Source organism: Williamsia sp. R60, assembly GCF_054063855.1.
In genome coordinates this window covers 1,055,760-1,081,309 of sequence record NZ_JBSSGR010000001.1, presented here as the reverse complement: position 1 = coordinate 1,081,309, position 25,550 = coordinate 1,055,760, and the positions used below count along the sequence as shown (strand labels likewise).

General features: G+C 65.2%; 28 protein-coding genes and 1 pseudogene. 8 read left to right on the top strand and 21 right to left on the bottom strand.

Annotated features, from left to right (window positions below):
* Nucleotides 1–12 precede the first annotated feature (12 nt).
* Complete coding sequence (locus ACVWY6_RS04765) at nucleotides 13–246, bottom strand: WhiB family transcriptional regulator (protein WP_031333673.1); 234 nt, start codon at nucleotides 244–246, stop codon at nucleotides 13–15.
* A 466-nt stretch (nucleotides 247–712) separates the two neighbouring features.
* Between ACVWY6_RS04765 and cofD the strand changes: the two genes are divergently transcribed.
* The 3 genes from cofD to ACVWY6_RS04750 are packed head-to-tail and all read left to right on the top strand — an operon-like array spanning nucleotide 713 to nucleotide 3,622.
* Nucleotides 713–1,714 (top strand): 2-phospho-L-lactate transferase, encoded by a 1,002-nt coding sequence (gene cofD, locus ACVWY6_RS04760; RefSeq protein WP_031333671.1) that lies wholly within the window; start codon nucleotides 713–715, stop codon nucleotides 1,712–1,714.
* A complete protein-coding gene (locus ACVWY6_RS04755) occupies nucleotides 1,707–3,050 on the top strand; it encodes a coenzyme F420-0:L-glutamate ligase (RefSeq protein ID WP_457536420.1) in 1,344 nt (447 codons plus the stop codon). Before cofD ends, ACVWY6_RS04755 begins: the two co-directional genes overlap by 8 nt.
* Nucleotides 3,047–3,622 carry an NUDIX hydrolase gene (locus ACVWY6_RS04750; protein ID WP_400727982.1) on the top strand — a complete coding sequence of 192 codons (576 nt, stop codon included), beginning with the start codon at nucleotides 3,047–3,049 and terminating at the stop codon, nucleotides 3,620–3,622. Before ACVWY6_RS04755 ends, ACVWY6_RS04750 begins: the two co-directional genes overlap by 4 nt.
* Here ACVWY6_RS04750 and glgC read toward each other — a convergent pair.
* Complete coding sequence (gene glgC / locus ACVWY6_RS04745) at nucleotides 3,619–4,836, bottom strand: glucose-1-phosphate adenylyltransferase (RefSeq protein WP_023963305.1); 1,218 nt, start codon at nucleotides 4,834–4,836, stop codon at nucleotides 3,619–3,621. The genes ACVWY6_RS04750 and glgC overlap by 4 nt on opposite strands.
* Nucleotides 4,837–4,989: 153 nt before the next feature.
* Here glgC and glgA point away from each other — a divergent pair, with 153 nt between their 5' ends.
* Nucleotides 4,990–6,159, top strand: a complete 1,170-nt coding sequence (gene glgA / locus ACVWY6_RS04740; protein ID WP_247209725.1) for a glycogen synthase — start codon at nucleotides 4,990–4,992, stop codon at nucleotides 6,157–6,159.
* Here the strand turns inward: glgA and ACVWY6_RS04735 are convergent.
* From ACVWY6_RS04735 to dapE, 11 genes are all read right to left on the bottom strand, one after another.
* On the bottom strand, nucleotides 6,132–6,968 hold the full coding sequence (locus ACVWY6_RS04735) for a putative RNA methyltransferase (RefSeq protein ID WP_023963303.1): 837 nt from the start codon (nucleotides 6,966–6,968) through the stop codon (nucleotides 6,132–6,134). The genes glgA and ACVWY6_RS04735 overlap by 28 nt on opposite strands.
* A 38-nt stretch (nucleotides 6,969–7,006) precedes the next feature.
* Nucleotides 7,007–7,174: a DUF3117 domain-containing protein gene (locus ACVWY6_RS04730; RefSeq protein ID WP_023963302.1), complete on the bottom strand. Its 168-nt coding sequence runs from the start codon at nucleotides 7,172–7,174 to the stop codon at nucleotides 7,007–7,009.
* A gap of 127 nt (nucleotides 7,175–7,301) precedes the next feature.
* Complete coding sequence (locus ACVWY6_RS04725) at nucleotides 7,302–7,622, bottom strand: DivIVA domain-containing protein (protein WP_023963301.1); 321 nt, start codon at nucleotides 7,620–7,622, stop codon at nucleotides 7,302–7,304.
* Nucleotides 7,623–7,629: 7 nt separating this feature from the next.
* Entirely contained in the window at nucleotides 7,630–8,367 is a 738-nt protein-coding gene (locus ACVWY6_RS04720; RefSeq protein WP_457536416.1) for an acetoacetate decarboxylase family protein, read from the bottom strand.
* Nucleotides 8,364–9,242: an SDR family oxidoreductase gene (locus tag ACVWY6_RS04715; protein WP_457536415.1), complete on the bottom strand. Its 879-nt coding sequence runs from the start codon at nucleotides 9,240–9,242 to the stop codon at nucleotides 8,364–8,366. Before ACVWY6_RS04715 ends, ACVWY6_RS04720 begins: the two co-directional genes overlap by 4 nt.
* 146 nt (nucleotides 9,243–9,388) lie before the next feature.
* Nucleotides 9,389–10,405: a glucosyl-3-phosphoglycerate synthase gene (locus ACVWY6_RS04710; protein ID WP_457536413.1), complete on the bottom strand. Its 1,017-nt coding sequence runs from the start codon at nucleotides 10,403–10,405 to the stop codon at nucleotides 9,389–9,391.
* The gene (gene folP, locus ACVWY6_RS04705) at nucleotides 10,402–11,214 is read right to left on the bottom strand and encodes a dihydropteroate synthase (protein ID WP_400729330.1); all 813 of its coding nucleotides are present in this window, start codon (nucleotides 11,212–11,214) and stop codon (nucleotides 10,402–10,404) included. The genes ACVWY6_RS04710 and folP overlap by 4 nt, the downstream gene beginning before the upstream one ends.
* Nucleotides 11,215–11,320: 106 nt before the next feature.
* Nucleotides 11,321–13,042, bottom strand: coding sequence for a long-chain-acyl-CoA synthetase (locus ACVWY6_RS04700; protein WP_457536894.1), 1,722 nt, complete (start codon nucleotides 13,040–13,042; stop codon nucleotides 11,321–11,323).
* A gap of 144 nt (nucleotides 13,043–13,186) precedes the next feature.
* Nucleotides 13,187–13,726, bottom strand: a complete 540-nt coding sequence (locus tag ACVWY6_RS04695) for an LOG family protein (protein ID WP_400727994.1) — start codon at nucleotides 13,724–13,726, stop codon at nucleotides 13,187–13,189.
* A complete protein-coding gene (locus ACVWY6_RS04690) occupies nucleotides 13,723–14,469 on the bottom strand; it encodes an LOG family protein (RefSeq protein ID WP_030164083.1) in 747 nt (248 codons plus the stop codon). Before ACVWY6_RS04690 ends, ACVWY6_RS04695 begins: the two co-directional genes overlap by 4 nt.
* Before the next feature lie 48 nt (nucleotides 14,470–14,517).
* Nucleotides 14,518–15,621 carry a succinyl-diaminopimelate desuccinylase gene (gene dapE, locus ACVWY6_RS04685; RefSeq protein ID WP_457536412.1) on the bottom strand — a complete coding sequence of 368 codons (1,104 nt, stop codon included), beginning with the start codon at nucleotides 15,619–15,621 and terminating at the stop codon, nucleotides 14,518–14,520.
* A gap of 179 nt (nucleotides 15,622–15,800) precedes the next feature.
* On the opposite strand from dapE, the gene ACVWY6_RS04680 reads away from it, so the two are divergent.
* Complete coding sequence (locus ACVWY6_RS04680) at nucleotides 15,801–16,121, top strand: VOC family protein (RefSeq protein WP_457536410.1); 321 nt, start codon at nucleotides 15,801–15,803, stop codon at nucleotides 16,119–16,121.
* On the opposite strand, the gene ACVWY6_RS04675 is transcribed toward ACVWY6_RS04680, so the two are convergent.
* Nucleotides 16,103–16,315 (bottom strand): helix-turn-helix domain-containing protein, encoded by a 213-nt coding sequence (locus ACVWY6_RS04675; protein ID WP_457536409.1) that lies wholly within the window; start codon nucleotides 16,313–16,315, stop codon nucleotides 16,103–16,105. The two genes, ACVWY6_RS04680 and ACVWY6_RS04675, sit on opposite strands and share 19 nt — an antisense overlap.
* Nucleotides 16,316–16,548: 233 nt before the next feature.
* A pseudogene (locus tag ACVWY6_RS04670) lies at nucleotides 16,549–16,854 on the bottom strand (DUF6597 domain-containing transcriptional factor); the annotation flags it as partial.
* A 5-nt stretch (nucleotides 16,855–16,859) separates the two neighbouring features.
* On the opposite strand from ACVWY6_RS04670, the gene dapD reads away from it, so the two are divergent.
* Nucleotides 16,860–17,810, top strand: a complete 951-nt coding sequence (dapD, locus tag ACVWY6_RS04665; protein WP_400728007.1) for a 2,3,4,5-tetrahydropyridine-2,6-dicarboxylate N-succinyltransferase — start codon at nucleotides 16,860–16,862, stop codon at nucleotides 17,808–17,810.
* Nucleotides 17,811–18,173: 363 nt separating this feature from the next.
* Here dapD and ACVWY6_RS04660 read toward each other — a convergent pair whose 3' ends face one another.
* The 4 genes from ACVWY6_RS04660 to fdxA form a co-directional block, all read right to left on the bottom strand.
* The gene (locus ACVWY6_RS04660; RefSeq protein ID WP_457536408.1) at nucleotides 18,174–18,647 is read right to left on the bottom strand and encodes a hypothetical protein; all 474 of its coding nucleotides are present in this window, start codon (nucleotides 18,645–18,647) and stop codon (nucleotides 18,174–18,176) included.
* Nucleotides 18,625–19,509, bottom strand: coding sequence for a DUF692 domain-containing protein (locus ACVWY6_RS04655; protein WP_457536406.1), 885 nt, complete (start codon nucleotides 19,507–19,509; stop codon nucleotides 18,625–18,627). The genes ACVWY6_RS04660 and ACVWY6_RS04655 overlap by 23 nt, the downstream gene beginning before the upstream one ends.
* 168 nt (nucleotides 19,510–19,677) lie before the next feature.
* A complete protein-coding gene (dapC, locus tag ACVWY6_RS04650; protein ID WP_457536405.1) occupies nucleotides 19,678–20,793 on the bottom strand; it encodes a succinyldiaminopimelate transaminase in 1,116 nt (371 codons plus the stop codon).
* A gap of 7 nt (nucleotides 20,794–20,800) precedes the next feature.
* Entirely contained in the window at nucleotides 20,801–21,127 is a 327-nt protein-coding gene (gene fdxA / locus ACVWY6_RS04645) for a ferredoxin (RefSeq protein WP_247209739.1), read from the bottom strand.
* A 335-nt stretch (nucleotides 21,128–21,462) separates the two neighbouring features.
* Between fdxA and ACVWY6_RS04640 the strand changes: the two genes are divergently transcribed.
* Both ACVWY6_RS04640 and ACVWY6_RS04635 read left to right on the top strand, forming a co-directional pair.
* Complete coding sequence (locus ACVWY6_RS04640) at nucleotides 21,463–22,008, top strand: cysteine dioxygenase (protein WP_033335722.1); 546 nt, start codon at nucleotides 21,463–21,465, stop codon at nucleotides 22,006–22,008.
* A gap of 52 nt (nucleotides 22,009–22,060) precedes the next feature.
* Nucleotides 22,061–22,459, top strand: coding sequence for a rhodanese-like domain-containing protein (locus ACVWY6_RS04635; protein WP_457536404.1), 399 nt, complete (start codon nucleotides 22,061–22,063; stop codon nucleotides 22,457–22,459).
* Between the two features lie 7 nt (nucleotides 22,460–22,466).
* Here the strand turns inward: ACVWY6_RS04635 and ACVWY6_RS04630 are convergent, their stop codons facing one another.
* Together ACVWY6_RS04630 and cofG are read right to left on the bottom strand one after the other, a co-directional pair.
* On the bottom strand, nucleotides 22,467–23,219 hold the full coding sequence (locus ACVWY6_RS04630) for a hypothetical protein (protein WP_457536403.1): 753 nt from the start codon (nucleotides 23,217–23,219) through the stop codon (nucleotides 22,467–22,469).
* A complete protein-coding gene (gene cofG, locus ACVWY6_RS04625; protein ID WP_457536402.1) occupies nucleotides 23,216–25,549 on the bottom strand; it encodes a 7,8-didemethyl-8-hydroxy-5-deazariboflavin synthase CofG in 2,334 nt (777 codons plus the stop codon). The genes ACVWY6_RS04630 and cofG overlap by 4 nt, the downstream gene beginning before the upstream one ends.
* Between the last annotated feature and the right edge of the window lies 1 nt (nucleotide 25,550).

Sequence of the window (25,550 nt, the reverse complement as noted above, 5' to 3'; positions counted from 1 at the left end):
AAAACGAGAGACCTAGACGATCCCGCGCTTGATACGGCGACGTTCGCGCTCTGATAGGCCGCCCCAGATTCCGAAGCGTTCATCTTTGTGCAGCGCGTATTCCAGGCATTCCGGACGTACTTCACAACCCTGGCAAATGCGCTTGGCTTCCCGGGTCGAACCGCCCTTTTCAGGGAAAAAAGCTTCTGGATCGGTCTGTGCGCACAGCGCACGGTCCTGCCACTGGTCTTCGACTGCTTCGAACATATCATCGAATGCCGACGTGACCAGGCTCAGGCGAGGACGTTCAGTTTGGTTGGTTTCGGATGCATTCGATTGCGAATCGACTTGCGGTTCAAGGCTGTTGGTAGCCATGTGTTCCAGAGCCATCGTCCCGCCTCCTCATCTCACTTCGAATTGTGCAGTTGGTCAATCGGATTCGAACAAGTGATCGATCCCCGTGCCCCGCAACAATTCTCGCTGTCAAAACAGGGAATGACACTGATGTGATTAGACACGGGTTTGGGTGTCCAGGTCAAGCGCAGCGGGGAAATTGCTTTATCACCCTCTGCCCGATTTCGTTGTCTCGACACGGCGCAGAGCGAGGAAAAGTCAGGCGAGGATATCGAATCGCCGCAAAAACCCCCAAATTGCGCGACGTCGCCGTGAGCAACGTTACGTGCACTCGGCTCACTTCGCTGGCACTCTCGGCAAGCGCCTACCCTGGTTCCCTGTGAAGGTGACGGTTCTCGTCGGAGGCGTCGGTGGCGCCCGGTTTCTGCAAGGTGTACGTGAGCTCCTGGGACATACCCCGTTCCCGGAGGTTCTCGCGTCCGGTCGCGCCCCGGCCGACCATGAGGTGACGGCAATCGTCAACGTGGGAGACGACGCGTGGATGCACGGGGTCCGGATCTGTCCGGACCTCGACACCTGCATGTACACACTCGGTGACGGCATCGACACCGAGCGCGGCTGGGGCCGACGCGGGGAGACGTGGCACGCGAAGGAGGAACTGGCTGCCTATGGTGCCGACCCCGATTGGTTCGGGCTGGGCGACCGCGACCTGGCGACCCATCTGATCCGCACGCAGATGCTCGACGCGGGTTACCGGCTCAGCGATGTGACCGCAGCGTTGTGCCGACGGTGGGATCCGGGCGTTCGCCTGTTGCCCGCCACCGACGACCGCCACGAGACCCACGTCGTCGTCACCAAGGAAGAGGACGAGAAGGTCGCCATCCACTTCCAGGAATGGTGGGTGCGCCACCGGGCGCAGATCCCGACCCACGGGTTCGCGCAGGTCGGTTCGGACGATGCCAAAGCCGCGCCCGGGGTTCTCGACGCCATCGCCGAGGCCGACATCGTCTTGCTGGCACCGTCGAACCCCGTGGTCAGCGTCGGCGCAATCCTCTCGGTCCCCGGCATCCGGGGAGCGTTGCGGACAACCGCCGCACCGGTCGTCGGCATCTCCCCCATCATCGGGACCAGTCCCCTGCGCGGAATGGCCGACGAGTGTCTCTCGGTCATCGGCGTCGAGACGAGCCCCGAAGGTGTCGGTCGACACTATGGAGCGCGTAGCGGGAACGGCATCCTCGACGGGTGGCTCATCGCACAGGGAGACACCGCCGACATCCCCGGAGTGACGGTCGCGTCTGTTCCCCTGCTGATGAGCAATCCGGAGACGACGGCCCAGATGGTCCGCGACGCATGTGATCTCGTGGGTGTGGCGCATGGATGAGGACCACGCCGCCGGTGGGACGATCCAGATCCTGCCGATCACCGGCCTGCCGCGGTTCCGGGCGGGTGACGACCTCGCCGGTGCGTTGGCAACGGCGGCTGATTGGTTGCGTACCGGCGACATCTTGGTGGTGACCAGCAAGATCATCTCGAAGGTCGAGGGCCGGATGGTGCCGGCCCCCACCGAGCCGGAAGCCCGCGACATCGCCCGTCGCGCCCTCGTGGACTCCGAAGCCGTGCGAGTGGTGGCCCGCAAGGGCCGCACACTGATCACCGAGAACAAGCTCGGCATCGTCCAGGCGGCATCGGGCGTCGACGGCTCCAACGTCGACGGTGACGAATTGGCCCTGCTTCCCACCGATCCTGACGCCAGCGCTGCGGCCCTGCGCGCGTCCCTGCGCGACCGACTGGGTATCGACGTGGCCGTATTGATCACAGACACGATGGGACGGGCCTGGCGGGTCGGACAGACCGACGTGGCAATCGGAGCCGCAGGTATCGCTGTCACCCACCCGTACGAGGGTTCGGTCGACGAGTACGGCAATCCGCTGATCGTCACCGACATCGCCGTCGCGGACGAACTGGCCGCTGCCGCCGATCTCGTCAAGGGCAAATTGGGCGAGATCCCGGTGGCGGTGGTGCGCGGTCTGACTCCGCGCGAAAACGGCACCACCGCAAGGGATCTCCTTCGCCCCGGCGACGAAGACCTGTTCTGGTTGGGTACTGCCGAAGCCATCGATGTGGGTCGACGGCAAGCGCTCCTCATGCGCAGGTCAGTCCGTGATTTCACCGACGAACCGGTACCGGCCGACGTGATGAGGGCAGCGTTCGCCGACGCCCTGACCGCGCCTGCACCGCACCACAGCCGTCCGGTGCGCTTCGTGTGGCTGCGTGACCGCACCCGTCGCGTTGCGTTGCTGGACGCCATGGCGCTCCAGTGGCATCACGACCTGACCGAAGACGGCAAGACCGAATCGTCGATCAGCAAGAGAGTGGCGCGCGGTCAATTGCTCTATCGGGCGCCAGAAGTCGTCATTCCCGTGCTGACAGGCGATGGGCGGCACGACTATCCGGACGCCCGGAGGACGGCGGCGGAGCACACGATGTTCACCGTGGCCGCCGGCGCCGCCGTGCAAGGACTGCTCGTTGCCCTGGCCGTGCGTGATGTCGGGAGTTGCTGGGTGGGTTCGACGATCTTCGCGCCGGACGTGGTGAGAGCCGAGCTCGGGCTCCCTGCCGACTGGGAACCGCTGGGCACAGTTGCGATCGGATACCCCGCCGGCCGACTGGAACCGAGGTCACCCGCGAACGTCGACGACCTGGTGGTGGAACTGTGAGCGCCCAGAGCCTGCACCGCTCGACCACCGAACTGCTCACCGGATGGCAGGCACCTGACCCGCACCAGGATTCGTTACGTCACACCGTGCTCGCGTTCCTGGCGGCCGCACCGCGCGGGTGCCTTCGCGAGAGTGCGGCGGGGCACATCACCGCGTCGACCATCGTGATCAACGCGGCCCGTACCCACGTGCTGCTCACCTTGCATCCCCGGGTCGGCAAGTGGATCCAGCTCGGTGGGCACTGCGAGGACACGGACGAGACCATCGCCGACGTCGCCACTCGTGAGGCGCGAGAGGAATCCGGGATCGCCGGCCTCGACGTCGTACCGGAGCTGGTCCAGATCCACACGCACCCGATCACCTGCTCGCTGGGTGTACCCACCCGGCACCTCGACCTGCGGTTCGCGGCGTTTGCCGACGACAATGCCGACGGCTCCCTGCCTGCCATCGTCCGCAGCGACGAGTCGGTGGATCTGGATTGGTGGCCCATCGACGCGCTGCCCGAGAACACCGAACACCCCGCCATCCCGGCGCTGATCGACGCAGCCCTCAGCGCTGCATCCGGTCGCTAGACCCGTACGCCCTTGCCGATGGCCACGACGCCGCCGTTGCTGAAAGCGAACCGCTCGCGGTCACGTTGTTCGTCGACGCCGACGATTTCGCCGTCTGACACCACGACGTTCTTGTCCAGGATGGCCTTTCGCACGACCGCCCCTTTACCGATCCGCACACCCGGCATCAGCACGCTGCCTTCGACGGTGGCACCGTCTTCGACGATCACGTTGGAACTCAGGACAGAGTTGCGAACGGTGGCTGCTGAGATGATGCTGCCCGCCCCCACCATCGACTCCTGCGCGAGGCCTCCCTGGACGAACTTCGCAGGCGCCACGAGATAGTCCGCGGAGCCGTGAATGGGCCAGCGCCGGTTGTAGAGGTTGAAGATCGGGTGTACCGACACCAGGTCCATGTGGGCGTCGTAGAAGGCGTCGAGGGTGCCGACGTCGCGCCAGTATCCGCGGTCGCGGTCGGTGGCCCCGGGCACCTGGTTGTCCTTGAAGTCGTAGACGAACGCCTCACCGCGGTCGACGAAGGCCGGGATGATGTCGCCGCCCATGTCGTGGTCGGAGTCGGGGTTGTCGGCGTCGGCCTTGATCGCCCTCACCAAGGCGTCGGCCGTGAAGACGTAGTTGCCCATCGATGCGAACGTCGCGTCCGGATCGTCCGGGGTGCCGGGCGGATCGGCGGGCTTCTCGAGGAACTGGGTGATCTTGCCGCTGTCGTCGGAATCGATACAGCCGAACGCCACGGCCTCCGCACGCGGAACCCGGATGCCCGCCACCGTGCACTCGGCACCAGAAGCGATGTGGGCCTCGACCATCTGCTCGGGATCCATCCGGTAGACGTGGTCGGCGCCGAACACGACGATGTACTCGGGCTCCTCGTCGTAGACCAGGTTCAACGACTGGAAGATCGCATCGGCGCTGCCGGTGTACCAGCGGGGTCCGAGCCGTTGCTGCGCCGGCACAGGCGTGATGTATTCGCCGTTGAACCCCGATGGCCGCCAGGTCTGCGAGATGTGGCGGTCGAGCGAGTGCGACTTGTACTGCGTGAGCACGCACAGCCGCGAATACCCGGCGTTGACGAGGTTGCTGAGGACGAAGTCGATGAGCCGGTATCCGCCACCGAACGGCACGGCGGGCTTGGCGCGGTCCATCGTCAACGGAAAGAGTCGTTTCCCCTCGCCGCCGGCGAGGACGATCCCGAGGACGTGGCGCTGTGAAATCACCCCTTAAACCTATCCGTCAACTGACGTCGCGGCCAGAGACAACAGGCGAGAGTTTCGAAATCGCTTGCGCTATCGCGACACAACTTCTGATCACACGGCGGGATTGAAGTGCACCGATGGCGTTACGGCCTCCGTCCGACTAGCGTCAGACCCATGCGCGTGGCGATGATGACCAGGGAATATCCACCAGAAGTGTACGGCGGCGCCGGAGTCCACGTCACCGAATTGGTGCGCCATCTGCGCCACCTCGCCACGGTCGACGTGCACTGCATGGGCGCTCCGCGTGAGACCGCTCAGGTCCACGGAGTCGACCCTGGCCTCGAAGGCGCCAACGCGGCGATCACCACACTGTCGTCGGATCTACGGATGGCGGTGGCCGCCGAAGGCGCGTCGGTCGCGCATTCACACACCTGGTACACCGGGCTCGCCGGCCACCTTGCCGCGCAGCTGCACGGGATACCCCATGTGCTGACCGCACATTCACTCGAACCCCGCAGACCCTGGAAAGCCGAGCAACTCGGCGGTGGGTACCGCGTGTCGAGCTGGGTGGAGAAGAACGCCGTCGAATACGCAGATGCCGTGATCGCGGTCAGTTCGGGTATGCGGATCGATGTGTGTGATGCGTATCCGCGCCTCGACCCGGACAAGGTGCATGTTGTCCGCAACGGCATCGACACCCACACGTGGCATCCGGTGGACGCCGCCGACTCGACGTCGGTCCTGACCGACATCGGCGTCGATCCGTCACGCCCCATCGCGGTGTTCGTCGGTCGCATCACCCGGCAGAAGGGTGTTCGCCACCTGATCGCCGCAGCACACCACATGGACCCCGATCTGCAACTGGTGCTGTGTGCCGGCGCACCCGACACCCCTGAGATCGGTGCGGAGATCGCCGAAGCCGTCGAGCACCTGTCCGCCGCCCGCTCGGGGGTGTTCTGGGTGCGCGAGATGTTGCCCACCGAGAAGGTGCGGGAAATCCTCTCGGCTGCAACCGTATTCATCTGTCCGTCGATCTACGAGCCACTGGGAATCGTCAACTTGGAAGCCATGGCATGCGGAACCGCGGTGGTGGCCTCGGACGTCGGTGGCATCCCCGAGGTGGTCCGAGACGAGGTCACCGGCCTACTGGTGCATTACAGCGAGGACAACACCCGCGACTTCGAACACGATCTTGCCGCGGCGGTGAATCGCGTGGTCGCAGACCCGGTTCAGGCCGCCGCCATGGGTGCAGCAGGCCGCGAACGCGCCATTGCCGAATTCTCGTGGGACTCGATCGCCGAGCAGACGCTGTCGATCTACGAAACCGTCTGCGCCACAGGCTGATACACCTGGACGGTCGTCGACACCGTCACCGACAGCGGGTCGGGCAGACCGGAGAGCTTCGCGGCGACATCGCCTGTTGTCAGATGGAATGCGGACGGACCCATGAGGACCACATCGGCTATCTCCGAGTGCGACAGGGCAACCGAGTACTCGACCAGGGTGCGTTCGATGCGGACGAAGGTGCCCGCCATGCTGTTGCCGATCCGCTCGGACTTGTCCTTGTCCACCCCGATCATGCCCACGGCATCTACCAGTTCGCGCAGGTGGCGAGGTGTCGGGGTCACCACCACCAGCTTGCCGTCGGCCCTGAGCACTCGCGCGAACTCGGGTATGTTGCGTGGCGAGAACACCGACAACGCAAGGTCGATCACCTGATCGGCGATGGGAAAGGGTTGCCAGCCATCAGCGACGACGGCACCGATCTCCCCGGGCAGCCGACCGAGTTGCCGCGCCGCGATCTTCGAGAGGTCGATGCCGACGCCGCGCCCGCCCGACGCATCGACCGCGGCCGACAGGTAGTGCCCGGTACCCGCACCCACATCGAGAATCGTTGCGCCAGGCGCGCACTGATCGCGTACCGCGGAGAGAATCGGGTCGTAGAAACCCGCGTTCAAGAATCTTGTTCTGGCACCGAGCATCTCGGCGGTGTCCGAACGAAAACTGCTCCCCCCGCCCCCGAGCAGGCTGACGTATCCCTGCTTCGAGATGTCAAAACTATGGCCGCCGGTGCACCAGAGAGTGCGGTCGGCGCACTCGAATGGTGCCCGGCACACCGGACAACACAAGAGATCGACCACTGCAGAAAGCATGGTCGATCGTCTCCTTGTTGTTGCTGCGTGTCACCGGATCAGGCGGTCACCCCACGCAGTTCTTCACCCAATGCCGCTGCCTCGTCCGAGGTCAGCTCGACAACCAGTCGGCCGCCACCCTCGATGGGGATGCGTACAACGATTCCTCGCCCTTCCTTGGTTGCTTCAAGGGGACCGTCCCCGGTCCGTGGCTTCATCGCCGCCATCTCTGCTCCCTTCAGATTCGCTGCCGCAGTCGGCGTCGAAGTCTGATCTTATTCGGTCGGTGCCAATATCCGTTGACACCGCGCGGTTATACGCTGGTCGGCTTCTATAGTACGGACTACTGACGGGTTATTCTGCCTCTTGCGCTGGGCTTTCGACCTCGTCACGAGCCTGGAGCCGGTAAAGCGCCGACCTGAGTTCATCGATTTCCCTGGCGAGCTTCTCCAGGGCCCAGTCCACTTCGCCCGCTTTGTAGCCGCGGGTCACCTGCGCGAACCGCAGGGACCGGATGTCGTCACCGGTGATCCCGGCGCGCGGCAGCCGCGTCAGTGTGGTGCCCGGTTCAAGGGGCGGAAGGTCTTCCGACCGCCCGAACACCACCCAGACAACGGCGAACACGACACCGATCACGGCGATCATGATCAGCAGGTAGAGCAGTAACGTCAGCACCCATCCACTATGACACCCGCTCGGCGTCCTCGAACGTCATCTCCAGGTGGCCGACAGACGATGTCATCAATGCCCGACGTCCCAGCTTCAGGCTTCGCAGCTCATCGGCGATCGGATGCGAACCCAGCTGCAGATCGGCGCCGCCGATGCGGGTGCGGGTGTTCTTGGTGTTGTTCAGCACCCACGGGGTCTCCCTGGTGACCCCGTCGAGATGTGAGTAGGCACGCAAGACCGTGGTGGCGCCGGAATCGGGAACCTTGATGCCCGGCCGCACCGTCAACGCAGCGATCATCTGTCCGCCCTCGCTGACCACTCCCCGCTTTGTGGCGCCGCGATGGTCGACATCGAAGTCGGCCAGTGTCTTGGGGAAGCCCCAGATACCCCGGCCCGCAGCAAGAGTGAACTCGCCGTCGACGGGAAGCCGATGCACGAGCGCACGTGCCCGCCCGGCAGCCAGATCCCTCAGATTCGAAACGATCGACGCGCCACGGCGTTCCCGATCACCGACGAGCAGGCACACCCCGAATTCGTTGTAGGGACCGAGATCTCCGTCTACGTAATCGACGAATACGAGCATGCACATCGCCCGGCCCGGGCGCACCTGCATCACCTGCAGCCCTGTCTGGTCGATCGCGGCCTGCGCCGCTGACGCCGAGGCGGTGAACCCGGCAACAAAGCAACTCGCATCACGGACCTGTACCGGCATCTGCACCTCGGCGCCCAACACCTGATGTGCGGTGGTCATGACCTTGCCTCCTCTGTGTTCTCGACTGCTCCGTCACTCTCCGTGTGGACGACTCCGCGCAAGCCCTCGGCTCCGAACAACGGCTCGAGCATGGAACTGAAGTCGGGACCACGCCGCAGCATCTGGCCCCCGTCCACGTTGATGACCTGCCCGGTGATCCAAGACGATTCGTCACCGAGCAGGAACCGCGCCAGCGCGGCGATGTCCTCCACCTCGCCGACACGAGGCAGCGGGGTGCTCACCCGGTAGTCCGCGCTCAGCGTCGGGTCGTCCACGATCATGCCCACCAATTCGGTGCGGGTCAGGCCCGGCCGGATCCCGTTGACGCGAACGTTGCTGGCGCCCAACTCGTCTGCGGCCAGCGCAACGAGGTGATCGACGCCAGACTTGGTGACGCCGTACGCCCCGAACCATCGGTGCGTGTTGCTCGCCGCGATCGACGAGATGGCCACGATCGACCCGCCGCCGGCCCGCACGAGCTCGCGCCCACCGTGCTTGATGGTGAACATCGTGCCGTTCAGGTTGAGGTCGATGGTGCGTTTCCACGCAGCGGTGTCCATCTGAGTGATCGGGCCGATGGTCTCGCTACCGCCGGCGCACGCGACGATTCCGTCCAGGCGCCCGGTGAGAGCCGTGGCCGCGGCCACCGCTTCCGCGACCTGATCCTCGTCGGTGATGTCGCCGGCGTGGGCGTGCATCGAACCGTCCACCAGTGCTGCGTTGAATTTGTCGGCCGTCTCGCCGAGGCGCTCGGCGTTGCGACCGACAATCGTCACCTTGGCCCCCTGCGCGGCGAGTGCACCGGCGATTCCCGCGCCGATCCCGCTTCCGCCACCCGTGACCAGAACGGACTTACCCGTCATCGAACCTGACATCGACCAACTCCCCGAAGTGTGAACGGACACCTTGCTAGAACATGTTCTAGTTACGGTAGCCGACCGGGGCGCTGCATATACAAAGACGATCCACCTGCTCGGCAGGTGGATCGTCTTTGGTGCTGTGGTGACGGTTGAGTCGGCGGTTACGAGGCGCGGCGCGCTCGCGTGGTGGCCATCGGCCGCAAGGTGTTCATCGCGGGCCGATCAGCGAGGTAGACATCGGTGGTCTTGGGTGTGAAGGTGCCGTCGGGCTGGATCTTGAACTGGGTGAGCCCCACACCCGAGTCCTCGATGCCGCACCGGCCCATCAGTGTGCCGACGATCTGGCGGCTCATCACCCCGAGCTCCACGAGAGGGCGGTTGCGGTGGGTGCGGACACCCAGGTTGACCTGGCCGATGCCGGCCATCCCGTAGCGGTCGTAGGTGTCGACGAGCAACCCGATCTCCACTCCGTAACCGGGGGCGAAGGGAACGGCGCACAGCAATTCGCGGGTACCGGCGTATTCGCCTCCGAGAGGTTGCAGCACCGCGGTGAGATCAGGCTTGAAGGACGCGAGCAGCGGCCTGGCAACCAGTTCGGTGACTCGGCCGCCTCCGTTTGCGTCCTCACCCTGACCCGTGCGGAGAGGGCGTCGATAGAAGCCCTTCACCAGTTGGATGTCCTCGTTGATCAACAGAGGTCCGAGCAGTTTCGGCACGAACATCGGATCGGGATCGATGAGATCGGAGTCGACAAAAGCGATGAGATCGCCGGTGGTGGCGGCCAGCGAGCGCCACAGGACTTCACCTTTACCGCGAACCGGCTCCACCTCGGGAACCGCCTCTTCACGGGTGATCACCTGGGCGCCGGCCGCACGAGCCCGCTCGACGGTGGCGTCGGTCGAGCCCGAGTCGAGCACGACGAGTTCATCGACCAGGGTGCCGACGAGTGGACGGATCGAGGCGATCACATCCGCGACGGTGTCTTCCTCGTTCAGCGCCGGCAGAACCACCGACACCGTGCGGCCGCGTTTTGCGGCCACCAACTCCTCGACAGACCAGTCTGGTCGGTCCCAGCTGTGATCGGCGGCCCACTCGGCCTGCGGCGAATCTTCGGGCGCGGACGCGATGGGCGTCCAGACGCGGTCGGACTTTCCAGTGACGTGTTTTCCAGCGGTCATGCCAAACCCCTTACTGTTCGGGCAGGTGGTCTGGTCCCGGCTATTGCGGCAACCATCTCGACCACCCTTCGTGTGGCGGCAACCTCGTGAACGCGAAACACTCGTGCTCCCGCCGAAGCGGCAAGTGCTGTCGCGGCCAGTGTCCCCTCCAGCCGATCTTCCAGGCCTACCCCTAGAGTCTCCCCTACAAAATCCTTGTTGCTCAGTGCCATCAGCACTGGCCAGCCGGTATTAACCAGAACGTTCACCTGGCGTAACAAAGCCAACCCGTGATGGGTGTTCTTCCCGAAGTCATGCGTCGGATCGATGACAATCGAATCACGGCGCACACCTGCGGCAGCCGCCCGGTCGGCAGCTTTGGTCACCTCCGCAAGCACGTCGGCCACCACGTCCGGGTACCGAACCCTGTGGGGGCGGGTACGCGGTACGGCTCCCCCGGTGTGCGAACAAACGATGCCCGCCGACATCTCGGCGGCCACCGAGACCAGGTCTGGATCGGCCCCTGCCCACGTGTCGTTGATCAGATCCGCCCCGGCGTCCACTGCTCTGCGGGCCACGTCGGCGCGCCATGTGTCGACGCTGATGATGAGATCCGGGTGCCGATCACGGATCCACTCGACCATCGGCAACACCCGGTCGATTTCCTCTGCGGCGTCCACCTCGGCACCGGGACCCGCCTTCACCCCGCCGATGTCGACGATGTCGGCACCCTCTGCGACCACCTGCTCGACTCGGGACTTCGCGCCATCGTCGGAGAAGCTGGACCCACGGTCGTAGAACGAATCAGGTGTCCGGTTGACGATCGCCATGACCAACGCACGATCCGTGGCGACCGCACGGCCACAGAGGGTCGGCGACACCGGCGCATGCGCCGGCCACGCGTCAGGCCTCACGGTCTGCGCGCTCGGGATCGGCTTATCCGCGGGGGACTTTGGCTCCGGCAACGTCATCGGGGTAATCATCGTAGAACTCGATGTACCCGTCCTCGCTACCGGTCAAAACATAGAGTGCATCGTCGCCGACGTCCGCGTAACCCTGATCGCGCAGCTCGACCTTCCGGTTCTTGAACGTCGATGTCTGCTCGAGCTGATCAACGACCCGGAGGAACAGCGGGACCGCGTACTGGGGCAGCTCGTCGTACAGGTGTTTCGCGAGCGCCTTCGGATCCAGGTCGGCGCCCTCGCGGACGGTCACCGAGGCCATTCCGGCCTTGCCGTCACTGCCCGGCACCTCCACGCCGTAGACCACGGCCTGATCGAGAGTGTCGACGCCTGCGAGAGCACCCTCGACCTCGGTGGTCGCGACGTTCTCGCCTTTCCAGCGGAAGGTGTCACCGAGCCGGTCGACAAAGGCGATGTGCGACATACCGAGATCGCGCACGAGGTCACCGGAGTTGAACCACCGGTCACCGTCCTTGAACGCGTCGGAGATGATCTTTTTGTTGGACGCCTCTTCATCGGTGTAGCCGTCGAATGGCACTCGGTCGGAGATCTCCGAGATGAGCAGTCCCGCTTCACCTTTCGAGACCTTTGTCAGGCGGCCGTCGCCGTTGCGTTTCGGGTCGCCCGTCTCGTGGTCGTACTCGACGACCTTGTACGGCAGCGGGCAGAACCCGGCGGTGCGGGTCAGGTTGAACACGTTGATGAACGCCAGGTTGAGCTCGGAGGCGCCGTAGAACTCGACAACCCGCTCGATGCCGAAGCGTTGGGTAAATTTCTCCCAGATCTCGGCCCGCATGCCGTTACCGACGATCACCTTCACACCATGGCTGCGGTCGGTCGGCTTCTCGGGCTGGGCCATCAGGTACCGGCAGAGTTCGCCGATGTAGCAGAACGCAGTGGCCCGGTTCTGGATCACGTCGTCCCAGAAGCGGGACGCCGAGAACGATTTGCCGATCGCGAGGCATGCGCCCGACGCCAGCACCGACGACAGCGCAACTGTCAGTGCATTGTTGTGGTAGAGCGGCAGCGCCGAATACATGGTGTCGCTGTGGCGAAGCCGCACCCCCATGCCGCCGATGCCGTCCATGCTGGTCATCCAGCGGTAGTGCGACATGATGCTGGCCTTCGGCATCCCGGTGGTGCCGGAGGTGAAAATATAGAACGCCTTGGTCTTTGCGGGAAGCCCGGCGGTGACCGCAGGATTCTCTTCGCTCAGACCTTCGGTGGCCTCGTTGAGCTCATCGAAATCAACTGTGACCGAGGGCAGCACGTGATCGTCGTCGATCGATTCGAGGGCCTCGCGAACCTCCGGGTCGACCACGAGAACGGTGGCCTCGAGGATCCCGAGGCTGTGGGTGAGCACCTTCCCACGCTGGTTGTAGTTCAGCATCCCCGCCACCGCGCCGAGCTTCACCGCGGCGATCATCACCAGGAGCGTCTGTGGATGGTTCTTCGCGAGTACGCCTACGACGTCGCCCTGTCCCACACCGTTCTTGCTGAAGAAGTCGGCGTAGCGGTTGATCCGGCGATTGGCCTCACCGTAGGTGATGGAATTGCCCTCGAACCGGATGAAAGGCCGCTCGGGGTGTTTGGCCACCAGCGAGTTGAACACCGACCCGATCGTCGACTCCGCCGACGGCCTGCGAAGGATCAGCCCCGGTGCGTGCCTGACGATGCCGGGTACATCCGGCACCATCGCAAGCGCGCCCTTTGCAACGTCGAGAAGTCCAACACTTGTCCGGGATTCACTTGCCACCTGAGCTCCGATGCTTGTCCGTTGTGCCCCCAAACGAGCTCCGTAGAGCTCCGCACGGCACGTTCGCGATGAGGTTACCGATATTCACAGATAAATATTGCACGCTGCCAAAGCGTCGCGGACCGACTTGGTGACGACAAGCCGATCGAGTGCATACGTGGAGACGAACCCGGTTGCAGTCAGGTCGCGCAACCACCGCACGAGCGGGTCGTAATGTCCTCCGGGATCGAGCAGGACCACAGGCTTGTCGTGCATCCCGAGGTAGCCGGCCGTCCACGTCTCGAACAGTTCTTCGAGCGTCCCGATACCTCCGGGCAGCGTGATGAACGCATCGGCCCGATCGTCCATCTGCTGCTTGCGCTCACGCATGGTGTCCGTGACGACGAGTTCATCGGCGTCGGTGTCCGCGACTTCGCGGTGCACCAGCGCTTTGGGGATGATCCCTACGGTGTGGCCACCGGCGTCGCGGGTCGCCTGCGCCACCGCACCCATCATGGACACGTTGCCACCCCCGGACACCAGCGTGTTCCCGCTGCTGCCGATGGCGGTGCCGAGCTCGGCCGCCAGCTGCAGGTACTCGGCAGGCACCGGTCCGGACGCGCAATACACGCAGATCGCACTCATGATTTGGCCTGCCGCTGGCGCGATTCGTTTACGATCGCGACTGCTTCGGTCACCGAATCGGTCACCTGCAGGAGCTCGATGTCCGCCTCGGACACCAGGCCCTCACCGGCCATCGTCGTACGGACCCACGCCAGGAGTGGTTCCCAGAAGTCCTTGCCCAACAAGACGATCGGAAACTGGACCACTTTGCGGGTCTGCACCAGCGTGAGAGCCTCGAAGAGCTCGTCGAGCGTTCCGAAGCCACCGGGCAAGCAGATGAAAGCCTGCGCATACTTCACGAACATGGTCTTACGGACGAAGAAGTACCGAAAATTGATGCCGAGGTCGACCCATTCGTTCAGGTTCTGCTCGAACGGCAGCTCGATACCGAGCCCGATGGAGTAACCACCGTTCTCGCAGGCGCCGCGGTTGACCGCTTCCATCAGGCCGGGTCCGCCGCCGGTGATCACCGGATATCCCGCGTCGGCCAGCGCCGCACCCAGCTCGCGGCCCAATTCGTAGAACGGGGAACCCGGTTGCACGCGGGCCGAACCGAACACGGTCACTGCGGACGAGACCGTCGAGAGGGTGTCGAAACCCTCGACGAATTCGGACTGGATGCGCAGCACCCTCCACGGGTCACGTGCGGAATCGGGTGATCGCAGCAGGCGCTGGTCCGTGGTCTGAACAGGCTTGTCGTGATCCTCGCGGATCCGGGCCGCCCCGCGGTAGCTGAGCCGGGTGTCTCGGTCGGGTGTTGACATGCCACGACGCTAGCAACGGTCGGCAGATGTCGGCCCCCGAGCAGGCGGTCAGGCGGTGAGATATCGCCGAAGAACGCCGGTCACCTCGGTGATCTGCGAGGTAGGCACCCGTTCATCACGTTTGTGCGCGAGATTCGGGTCTCCCGGCCCGAAATTGACCGCCGGGATCCCGAGCGCCGAGAACCGGGACACATCGGTCCACCCGTACTTGGCCCGGAACTTTCCGCCTGCTGCCGCGACCAGGGCCGCGGCCGCCGGATGCCTGAGTCCGGGCAGCGCTCCCGACGCCGAGTCCGTCACTTCGAAGGTCACTGCGCCCGAAGCGATCTCGTCCGCGAACAGCTGGCGGACGTGGTCGGTCGCCTGCTCCACCGACCGGTCCGGTGCGAACCGAAAATTCACGTCGACGCTCGCCACGTCGGGCACGACGTTTCCCGCCACACCGCCCTCGATGCGCACGGCCGAGAGACCTTCCCGGTATTCGCACCCGTCGATGTCCACTCGGCGCGCCTGGTAGGCGGCCAGGGTCTGGAGCACCGAACCGAGCTTGTGGATCGCGTTGTCGCCCAGCCAGGAGCGAGCCGAATGAGCGCGCACACCCGGGGTGCTCAACCTCACCCGCAGAGTGCCCTGGCAACCCGCCTCGATCTGACCGGCGGTGGGCTCACCCAGGATGGCGACGTCTCCGGCGAGCCACTGCGGCAACTCGCGCTCGATGACACCGAGGCCGTTGTATTTCGCGGCGATCTCTTCGCAGTCGTAGAAGATCAGGGTCAAATCGCAGTTCGGGTCGTCGAGTGTGGCGGCCAGGTGCAGGAAAACCGCGTCGCCGGACTTCATGTCGACGGTGCCGCATCCGTGGAGCACATCACCGTCACTGCCTGCCTTCTCACGGCGACTCGGGACGTTGTCGGCGATGGGGACGGTGTCGAGGTGACCGGCGAGCACCACTCGACGGGGCTTACCGCGATCGGTGCGGGCGAGCACCCGGTTGCCGTGGCGCAGCACCTCGAAACCGGAGGTCTGCTCGCGTATCGCGATCTCCACGGCATCCGCGATCGCGGCTTCGTCATGACTGACACTGGGGATGTCGACGAGCGCCGCCGTCAGGTCGATCGGGTCGGCGCGCAGGTCAAGGGCCGGAATACTCACGTGGTTCACCGTAGTCGCCCACCGCTCCCCCGCACGAGTTGTCCACGTTGTCCGAAACATTCATGACCGATGCCCGGCCACGCAAATACGTTGACGCTCATGAAAACGCCGAAGCCGATCCTCAATGCGCTGTCCATCGTGGTCGAAGACATGGCCGCCTCGGTCGCGTTCTACGGAGCGTGTGGTCTCGAGTTCGCAGACGACGGGGTCGATGCCCCTCACACCGAGTCGACTGCATTCGGGGATTCCGGATCCTGCTCGACACCGCCCACAGCATCGCCGAGTTCGACCCCGCATGGTCGGCGCTCGCAAAGGGTGGACGGATCTCGTTGGCATTCGAATGCGCTGACCCGGCCGAGGTGGATTCCAGATACGCGGAACTGACCGCAGCCGGCCACACGGGCCGGCTCGAACCGTTCGACGCGTTCTGGGGCCAGCGCTACGCGACCGTCGTCGATCCCGATGGGAACAGCGTCGACTTCTACGCCCCCTCGACCTGACCAAGCGCGAAATGGGTCGGGGCCTTCCCGGTGACCGCCCGGACCTCGCGGAACATGTGTGCGTAGTCGGCGTACCCGGTCGAGTGGGCCACCTGTGTGAGCGGGGCCCCGGCCCGTAGACCATCCAGCGCAGAATCCACCCGGAGGTCCGCGCGAGCGCCTTGGCGCCGTATCCGTAGTGGTGCCGCGACCATCGCTGGAGTTGACGAGGGCTCACGCTCACCTCGTCGGCGACCCGGCTCACCGGCTGACCATCCGCCAACAGTGCCGTTGCCGGACGGAGCCATCGCGGCGGCGGCCTCCGGGCGAGGCTGTCGGCGGCACATCTCTGTAGTACTGCTGCAGGATCCGCGGCGGATGCCACCTGTTCGGTGAGCAGGCGTGCCGCCCGGCCCGGCCACACATCGTCGAGCGCGATCCTGCTGTTGATCAGTTCGTCTGCGGCACAACCGAAGACGACCGGGGCAATACCCGGCTCGAATCGCAAAGCGGTCATGTCTGCCGTGCGCGATCCCTCCACGACGACGGGTCCGGTGTCCGGTCCGGCGATCATCAGGTCTGTGCCCGTCCATATCAGGTCCATGCACCCATCCGGCAATATCTCGGTGGGACCTGCCGGGCCGCTGCGCCACCAGATTGTCGCGGGCACCAGCGACGACCTGCGTTCGCGGTAAGTGACGTATTCGGACACACTCTGGATTGTCCTGCGTGAAGTTGCTCCGCGTAAACTCATGACCCGTGACCAACGCATCTGGAGCCTCAGCCATCGGCATCGCCACCATCACCGATGACGGGGCGGTCCTCGACACCTGGTATCCCTCGCCCGAACTCACCGAGGTGACCGAATCCGGTACGACTCTCCTCGAAGGCGACGAGGTACCCGCCGACCTCGCCTCTCTCGTGGGCAGCGACACCGCCCGCGGTGTGCGCACCGTGGCGGTCCGCACCTCGATCGTGCTGGCCGATGCACCAGCGGACGCCCACGACGCATACCTGCGACTGCACCTGCTCTCACATCGACTCGTCGTTCCCCACGGTGCAAACATGGACGGGGTCTTCGGGAAGCTGTCGAATGTGGTGTGGACCAATTTCGGCCCGTGTGCCGTCGAGGGCTTCGAGCTCACCCGCGCCAAGCTCAGGGTCCGTGGCCAGGTCACTGTCTACGGCATTGACAAGTTCCCCAGGATGGTCGATTACGTTGTGCCGAGCGGAGTCCGGATCGCAGACGCCGGCCGCGTACGCCTCGGCGCGCATCTTGCCGAGGGAACCACGGTGATGCACGAGGGCTTCGTGAACTTCAACGCCGGAACACTCGGACAGTCGATGATCGAGGGCCGGATCTCGGCCGGGGTCATCGTCGGTGACGGGTCGGACGTCGGTGGTGGTGCGTCGACGATGGGCACCCTGTCCGGCGGCGGCAAAGAGATCATCTCTCTCGGCAAGCGTTGCCTGCTGGGGGCCAACTCCGGGTGCGGTATCGCGCTCGGAGACGACTGCGTGATCGAAGCGGGCCTCTACGTGACCGCGGGCACCAAGGTCACCGGACCTGACGGCACCGTGGTCAAGGCGCGGGAGCTGTCGGGCAAGAGCAACATCTTGTTCCGTCGCAACAGCACAACCGGCGCCGTGGAGGTGACCCCGTGGAAGGGCGACGGGATCGAACTGAACGCGGCACTCCACGCGAACTGACGCGCGAGGTGGTGGTGGGACGGAGCCGACGGTCAGTCGCCTCCGCCGCCGCCGCCGCAGCCCGAGCCACAGGAGCTCCCGGAACTGCAGGAACTCCCCGAACTGCACGATCCTGAACTGCTGCACGAGCTGCTCGAGCTGCAGTTGTGTTGGTGCCCCGATCCGCAGCTGTAGTTGTACCCACGCCCCCGGCCAGGAGCCCGATACCGATCGGCTGATCTGGACGAGCGGGAACCGACCACGGCGATGAGGGCGATCAACGCCCCGCCGGCCAAACACGCACCGATCACGATCAGAATTGTCATCGCGTCGCCTCTCTAGCCGCTGCTCCCGCAGCCACCGCCAGAGCTATGAACAGTGCGTTCATGACAACCCCTCCTCGTCGACAACTCTTGGACGCGACCCTGACAGATGCCATGTCGCCGAACCCATTCCGATCAACAGTTCACGACGTCCGCGGTAGCGCACCCAAGCAAGCCGACGGACCCCTGCGTACACCTTTTCGACCGCAAGCCAATCCGCTGCCTCGGGGTCCAGATCTTCGCGACGCTCGAGCCACAACGTGAAAGCGGCCACGTCATCATGCGCGCACCCACGAAGGGAGTTCTCTCTACCGAACTGACCGAACCGCGAACGCCAGCGCGGGAGCGCTTCGAGTTGCGGGCCTGCACGCAGCGCCGCCGACGCTCGCTTCCCGACCAGGATGTCGCTCGTCAGCAGCGATCCGACGCGGTCGAAGCCGGCGGGGACCCGGCCTGCGAGTAGGTCACCCACCACCTCGCGTTGACGGGCGGCGAGCGCCGCGCGTTCTCGGTCAAGCGCAGTGGTCGACTTCACGGACCCGGCCTTCCTCGATCGCGGCGTCGATCGCACGCAAGCCCGGCAACACCGTCTCGGGTCTGATGTCCGTGTCACGTTCGAGCATGATCCCGGGAACCCGAACCCGCGCCCGGTGGCATCCCGCCACGAACTGCGTGAGCAACGTCGTCACATCGTCCACCATCGGATCGCCATGGGTGTCCACATATCGCCCTTGGCGATAACGCCCGCCTGCGGTGTGCACGTAGGCGATGTGCGACAACGGGAATCGCAGCAACTGTTGTAGCGGATCAGTCCCCTGCGCGACTGCGCTCGAGAAGAGGTTGGCCACGTCCAGGACCAACTGTGCCCCTGTGCGCCGGACGATCTCGGCGAGATAGTCGGGTTCGTCGAACTCATCCTCCGGCCAGGCGATCAGCGCCGCGATGTTCTCCAGTGCCAGCGGTACACCCACTGCGTCTTGGGCGCGGGAGACGTTGTCGCACAGGACTGCCAACGCCGCGCGTGTTCGGGGAGGCGGCAACAGATGACCGGCCTCCAGAACGTCGCCATGAAGAGGATCGGGCGAGTCGGCGGCCCTGACGAACGCGATGTGTTCGCTGACCACCGGCGACTCGAGTTCACGTGCGAGTTCGGCCAGTCTGCGCAAACGCCCCGGGTCGGGTACATCGGCTCCGGCGAGGCCCAGGCTGACACCGTGCGCCACGATCGTCACTCCTCGGGCGCGCAGATCGATCACTCCGTCCGGCAACGCGCCGGGCGTCATGTTCTCGGCGACCACCTCGGTGAAGCGCAGAGACCCCGCATCCGCGAGATCGCCCAGCAGGTCGGAGATCGGGGCACGCCACGCGATCGATGATCCGGTCAGCTGTGTGCTCATCACGCCTCCTCACCCGGTTCACGAGTGGACGGCGCCGGCCATTCGAATCCCTTGTAGCGGTAGCTGATTCGACAATCGATCCAGCTGGTTGATCACAGCTTCGCCCAAAGTCGCCGAAATGGGGTAACGGAACGGTCTCAGATTGGCTACAGGTGATATATCTGCAGGTCAGGATGCCAGGCGGGTGGCCGCAGCCGTAATCCGTTCGTCGGTGGCGGTCAGCGCGAACCGTACATGGCGCACGCCACGCGGGCCGTAGAAATCGCCTGGGGCGACGAGGATGCCGCGCTCGGCAAGCCAGTCGACGGTGTCTCGGCACGGCTCGTCCCGGGTCGCCCACAGATACAGACCTGCGGCCGATTCATCGATCCGAAGCCCGGCGCTGCGAACGGCCGCCGCGAGAGTCTCGCGGCGGGCGCGGTAACGCTCCCGCTGGGCGTCCACGTGATGGTCGTCGCCGAGCGCTGCGGCCATCGCCGCCTGCATCGCGTACGGGACCATCAGGCCCGCGTGTTTTCGCACGGCCAGCAGCTCCCCGATCAGCGCCGGGTCGCCGGCGAGGAAACCAGCGCGGTAGCTCGCCAGGTTCGACGTCTTGGACAACGAATGGACCGCCAGCAGACCGGTCAGATCACCGTCGGTGACCCGGGGGTCGAGGATCGACAGCGGGTCGTCGTCCCACGCCAGGCCCAGGTAGCACTCGTCCGACACCACGATCGTCCCGCGCTCGCGCGCCCACTGGACCACCTTGCGGAGGTGCTCGAGCCCGAGGACCTTCCCGGTGGGGTTCGACGGCGAGTTCAGGTACAAGAGGGCAGGCGAACTCGGTCCGAGCTGCGTGAGCGAATCAGCGCGAACCGGCTCCGCACCGGCAAGCAGGGCACCGACTTCATATGTGGGATAAGCGATTTCGGGAATCACCACTTGATCGCCCGGTCCGATACCCAGGCTCGACGGCAGACCGGCGATGACCTCTTTGGTGCCGATCACCGGCAAGATCATGGTCTCGTCGAGACCGGGAACCGCGTGCCGACGCGCAAGAGCGGCCACCGCGGCGCTGCGGACCTCGAGTGTCCCGATGGTCACCGGGTAGCCGGGAAAACCCGACGCCTCGGCCAGTGCCGACCGGATCAGCGGATCAACCGGGTCCACCGGCGTTCCCACGGAGAGATCGACGATGCCGTCGCGATGCTCCGTCGCCCGGGCCTTCGCGGCCGCGAGTGTGTCCCAGGGGAAATCCGGAAGCCGCCTGGAAACCGGTTCGCGGCCACGCACCACTGTCATCGGGCAGTCAGTCCTCGGTGTTCATCGGAGGCAGCGCCTTGACGAACGGCGAGTCGTGCGCAACCTTGCCCACCTTGCTGGCACCGCCAGGCGAACCGAGATCATCGAAGAAGTCGACGTTGGCGTTGACATACGGTTCCCACTCGTCCGGCACATCGTCCTCGTAGAAGATGGCCTCCACCGGGCACACCGGCTCGCAGGCACCACAGTCGACACATTCGTCGGGCTGGATGTAGAGCATCCGTTCGCCCTCATAGATGCAGTCGACAGGGCATTCCTCGACGCATGCCTTGTCCAACACATCAACGCAAGGCTCAGCGATGATATAGGTCACCGACCACCCTCCTCGTCTTCGCTATTCGCGCGTGGGCTGCACGCGCTCAAAAGCGGGCACGCCCTCCACCACAAAAAAGGACGGCAGACTGCCCGCTTGTCGCCTCCTAGTATCCGCGTTGCACATATCAAGTCAAAACCGGGTGAGGCAAGGTGGCCTTTCTCCCCATCAGTCGGGCCTCGATTGAAATCACGACGGTCCTAACCCTGTGCACTCCGGCGGGCGCAATCCATCCTGGGTGACGTGACCGTGCGCCAGATGCCCCTGTGGAACCGAATGTGTTGTCGCTGACCCAGCGACCACGCACCATTCGACCTTCCCCAGGAGCACCTGTCATGACCTCCACACTGAACCGTCCGCTCTCCACCGCCGCACTACCCACCCACCACCTCCCGACACGGCTGCGACCGGCCGATCTGCTGCGGCTGACCGACCAGAGCGCGAGTGACGTACTCGACGGCCGCCACGACGACCTGCTCCCCAAGTACTGGGACCGGGAAAACCGGTGGGCAACACGTCTGCACTATGACGACGATGTCGACATCTGGCTGATCAGCTGGACACCCGACGAATCAACCGACCTGCACGACCATGCCGGTTCGTTGGGCGCGCTCACTGTGCTGTCGGGCGCACTGACCGAATACCGGTGGACCGGATCCACTCTCCGGGCACGCACTCTCGACGAAGGCGACCAGGCCTCGTTCCCGCTGGGCTGGGTCCACGACGTGGTCCGCAGCCCCACCCGCGAGGTGACCAGCGAGCCGACGCTCAGCGTGCACGCGTACTCACCACCGTTGACCGCGATGTCCTACTACGAAGTCACCGACTCGCAGTCACTTCGCCGGACCAAGACCGTACTCACCGACGGTGGGGCAGCATGAGTTCGCAGTCGCTTCGCCGGACCAAGACCGTCCTCACCGACGGTGGGGCAGCATGGGTTCTGTGACAACACGTCTGACGATCGATGAAATGCTGGCCCGTGCGCGGGAGGGCCTGGTGCGCCTGGAAGCGGCGGACGTGCCGATCGCCGTCGAACAGGGTGGAGTGCTCGTCGACATCCGGCCCGCAGCCCAACGCGCCGCCGAGGGCGAAGTGGACGGTGCCCTCATCATCGAACGCAACGTTCTCGAATGGCGACTCGATCCCACTTCCGACGCCCGCATCACCCAAGCGGTCGACCACGAAGTCCAATGGATCGTGCTGTGCTCGCAGGGGTACACGTCGAGTCTGGCCGCCGCGTCGCTGCAGGAACTCGGCCTCCACCGGGCCACCGACGTGGTCGGAGGATTCGAGGCCCTCGTCGAAGCCGGGCTGGCCGAGCCTGCCCGTTGACCCGCAGTCAGCTGTTGTGCTGGATCTTCTCCACCGCAGAGTCCGTGGCCCGACGAAGGGCGGAGTGCTCGCCGATGAAATCGGCCACGGCGCCGATGACCGGTAGGGCACCCAGCATCCGCCAGGGTTGACGCGGCGACGGACGACGACCCAACTCACCGACGATGGCACGTGATGTGGCCAGCCTGTCCCACACCGAGGCGTGACCTTCGTCTGCGGACCGACTGCGCAGCAACGCACGCGAATCCAGTTCCCGGCGGCAGAGCACGTGGGCGAGCAGGTCGGTCTGCGCATGACGGTCGTCGATGCCGTATGCCCGCGCGACCGCGCACAGCACGACCGCCTGCTGCACGAATCCGGCGATCATCTGGATCGGCAACCGATTGGCGATCACGCCGAACACCCCGGGATACGCCACCAGGGCCGTGGTCACTGTTCCCATACGGCCGACCCACCAGTCGCGGCGCTGATCAGCGGTCCAGCTCGCCCATTTCGCCGTACCCGGGAAGCCGGAAGCATCCGTGACCTTGACGAGTGAGTCGTCCAACGCCGCAATCAATTTCGCGATTCCCTCGGCGGGCACCTCTGACGCCGAGATGGCCTGCTGTTCGGGTCCCCGGAACGTTCTGTGCTTGATCCCCAGGGGATCGAGGTGCTCCACCGCCCCGAGGGCGGGATCGATCAACCCGGTGGCCGTGTATAACAACCGGGCGACCTCGTGATCACTCAGGTGCTTCGCCGGTGGCAGCGGTAATTTCATGCGGCACTCTCTTTTCGGACGCCGGCGACGATTCGCTCATGCGCTGGTCGGCCGATTGCTCCAGCCATGGACCGCATCTCTGCGGGTGTCCACGCGAGGCCATGATGCGACCCGGTTGATCGCGCGATGGTTTCCTCGATAGCCGTCCGCCCCAGATCGCTTGCGCCACTCTGCAGCATCAACTGCGCATCCGCCACCCCGAGACCGCGCAGACTGGTTCCGATCGTCGCAATCCGACCGTGCAACATCACACGCGACAGAGCGTGCACTGCCCGACTGTCGCGGATCGTCGGTTTGGTGGCATCCACAGACGGGGCGGGGGCTCCGGCGTGTGAGAACGGAAGCGGCACGAAGTCGATGAATCCCTCGGTGCGGTCGAACATCTCGCGCACCAGGCCCAACTCACGTACCCAGTCGGACGGACCATCCCCGTGGCCGTAGACCAGTGTCGCGGTGGAACGCAGCCCCAACTCGTGGGCCGCCGAGAGCGCACTTGTCCCGATGCTGAGTCCTGCTGCGCCACCGATGTGGTCGAGGCCCGCGTCACGCAGTTCGGCCAGGAGCGTGTGGGCCACCGGCCCGCCCGTACGGACCGCGACGCCGATCGCCCGGGGGACCAGGAGGCTCACGTGCATGAACCGCACCCGCGACTTGATGGCGCGGATGTACTCACAGCACTCTGCGGCGGTGGCGTTGGAGTCGGTTCGAATGCAGACCTCATCCACCCCGGCGATCGATGCTTCCCAGGCCCTGTCGGCGACCTCCTCGGCCGACAGAGCCGAGTGGGTGGAGGTCGCACAGTATCGGCAGCCGGGTTCGCACACGGACACGGTGTTGATGATGCGGCTGGAAACGTAGGTGACGTCATCGCCGACAGTCTGTCGACGTAGCGAATCAGCCAGCGCGACAAGAGCATCGAGCTCCTCGCCGTCGGCGTGCGCCAAGGTCAGGTAGTCGTCGGGACTGCAGCCGGCCGGGTCGGCGTGAGCACGGTCCAATGCCGCGGCAAAGTCCGGCACACCCCGAGCCGGGGCTCGGCCCGCCTCACGGACCACACCCCAAGGCCGACCGCTCGGACGGATGTCGGCGGCCAGGCCGGTCGTCGGATCCGCCACCGCCTGCACGTGGCCCGCGACAGCCGGATCGATCCACGGCGCGCCTTGCAGGACGTAACGCGGCTGCGCGGTGACGCGCTCGGTGAGGGTGTAGCCCGTGGCGGCGGTGATCTCGGCCAGGGATTCCAGATTGGGCCAGGGCCGTTCGGGGTTGACGTGGTCGGGCGTCAACGGCGACACACCACCCCAGTCGTCGACGCCCGCCGCGACCAGAGCCGCACACTCGGCAGGAGAGACCAGATTCGGTGGGGCCTGGATTCGCATCCGCGGCCCGAGCACGATGCGCGCCACCGCGACTGCCGCCAGGAACTCCTCGAACTCGGCGTCGGCGACCCCGCGCATCGCGGTGTCGGGCTTGGCCCGGAAGTTCTGGACGATGACCTCTTGGATGTTGCCAAAGATGTTGTGTATCTTGTCGATCTCGATCAAGGAGTCGGCACGCTCGGCGAAACTCTCCCCGATTCCGACGAGGATCCCCGTGGTGAACGGTATTGACATCCGGCCGGCGTCGACAAGTACCCGCTTGCGGATCTCCGGGTCCTTGTCCGGACTGCCGTAGTGACAGTTCCCCCGGTCCGTGAAGAGACGGCGTGCCGTGGTCTCGAGCATCATGCCCATCGATGGGGCGACCGGTTTGAGCCGCGACATCTCTGCGGCACTCATCACCCCGGGATTGAGGTGGGGCAGCAGGCCGGTCTCTTCCAGAACCCGGATCGCAGCGGCACGGACATAGTCGAGGGTGGAGCTGTAGCCGCGTTCGTCGAGCCACTGCTGCGCTTCGGGCCACCGGTCTTCAGGCCGGTCCCCCAAGGTGAACAATGCTTCTTTGCAACCCAACTCAGCGCCCTCCCGGGCGATCTCGACAACCTGGTCGAGTTCGAGGAACATGCCGTGGCCCGCGCGGCTGAGTTTGCCCGGCACCGTGACGAAGGTGCAGTAGTGGCAGCGATCGCGGCACAAGCGTGTGAGCGGGATGAAAACCTTGCGCGAGTAGGTGATCTGGCGGTCGCGTCCTTCTTCTGCGAGCCCGACGTCACGCAGGTCGGCGGCTATGCGACACAACTGCTGCAGCTCATGGCCGCGCGCTGCAAGCAACGTGGTGGCCTGTTCCGGGCTGAGGGCGCCTTCGCGGGCCTGCTGCAACGCGTTTTGTACCGCTGCAGACACCTGCCCGTCCGTCTGCGCCTCTGAGGTCAGCTGGTCTGGGGTCACCATC

Excerpts from the sequence above, each read along its gene's own strand:
- ACVWY6_RS04765 (WP_031333673.1), bottom strand. The coding sequence starts at position 246 with ATGTTCGAAGCAGTCGAAGACCAGTGGCAGGACCGTGCGCTGTGCGCA.
- ACVWY6_RS04755 (WP_457536420.1), top strand. The coding sequence starts at position 1,707 with ATGGATGAGGACCACGCCGCCGGTGGGACGATCCAGATCCTGCCGATC.
- glgA (WP_247209725.1), top strand. The coding sequence starts at position 4,990 with ATGCGCGTGGCGATGATGACCAGGGAATATCCACCAGAAGTGTACGGC.
- ACVWY6_RS04735 (WP_023963303.1), bottom strand. The coding sequence starts at position 6,968 with ATGCTTTCTGCAGTGGTCGATCTCTTGTGTTGTCCGGTGTGCCGGGCA.
- ACVWY6_RS04730 (WP_023963302.1), bottom strand. The coding sequence starts at position 7,174 with ATGGCGGCGATGAAGCCACGGACCGGGGACGGTCCCCTTGAAGCAACC.
- ACVWY6_RS04720 (WP_457536416.1), bottom strand. The coding sequence starts at position 8,367 with ATGACCACCGCACATCAGGTGTTGGGCGCCGAGGTGCAGATGCCGGTA.
- ACVWY6_RS04715 (WP_457536415.1), bottom strand. The coding sequence starts at position 9,242 with ATGTCAGGTTCGATGACGGGTAAGTCCGTTCTGGTCACGGGTGGCGGA.
- ACVWY6_RS04710 (WP_457536413.1), bottom strand. The coding sequence starts at position 10,405 with ATGACCGCTGGAAAACACGTCACTGGAAAGTCCGACCGCGTCTGGACG.
- folP (WP_400729330.1), bottom strand. The coding sequence starts at position 11,214 with ATGGCGATCGTCAACCGGACACCTGATTCGTTCTACGACCGTGGGTCC.
- ACVWY6_RS04700 (WP_457536894.1), bottom strand. The coding sequence starts at position 13,042 with ATGGTGCCGGATGTACCCGGCATCGTCAGGCACGCACCGGGGCTGATC.
- ACVWY6_RS04695 (WP_400727994.1), bottom strand. The coding sequence starts at position 13,726 with ATGAGTGCGATCTGCGTGTATTGCGCGTCCGGACCGGTGCCTGCCGAG.
- ACVWY6_RS04690 (WP_030164083.1), bottom strand. The coding sequence starts at position 14,469 with ATGTCAACACCCGACCGAGACACCCGGCTCAGCTACCGCGGGGCGGCC.
- ACVWY6_RS04675 (WP_457536409.1), bottom strand. The coding sequence starts at position 16,315 with ATGGTCGCGGCACCACTACGGATACGGCGCCAAGGCGCTCGCGCGGAC.
- ACVWY6_RS04655 (WP_457536406.1), bottom strand. The coding sequence starts at position 19,509 with ATGAGCACACAGCTGACCGGATCATCGATCGCGTGGCGTGCCCCGATC.
- dapC (WP_457536405.1), bottom strand. The coding sequence starts at position 20,793 with ATGACAGTGGTGCGTGGCCGCGAACCGGTTTCCAGGCGGCTTCCGGAT.
- ACVWY6_RS04640 (WP_033335722.1), top strand. The coding sequence starts at position 21,463 with ATGACCTCCACACTGAACCGTCCGCTCTCCACCGCCGCACTACCCACC.
- ACVWY6_RS04635 (WP_457536404.1), top strand. The coding sequence starts at position 22,061 with ATGGGTTCTGTGACAACACGTCTGACGATCGATGAAATGCTGGCCCGT.
- ACVWY6_RS04630 (WP_457536403.1), bottom strand. The coding sequence starts at position 23,219 with ATGAAATTACCGCTGCCACCGGCGAAGCACCTGAGTGATCACGAGGTC.
- cofG (WP_457536402.1), bottom strand. The coding sequence starts at position 25,549 with ATGGTGACCCCAGACCAGCTGACCTCAGAGGCGCAGACGGACGGGCAG.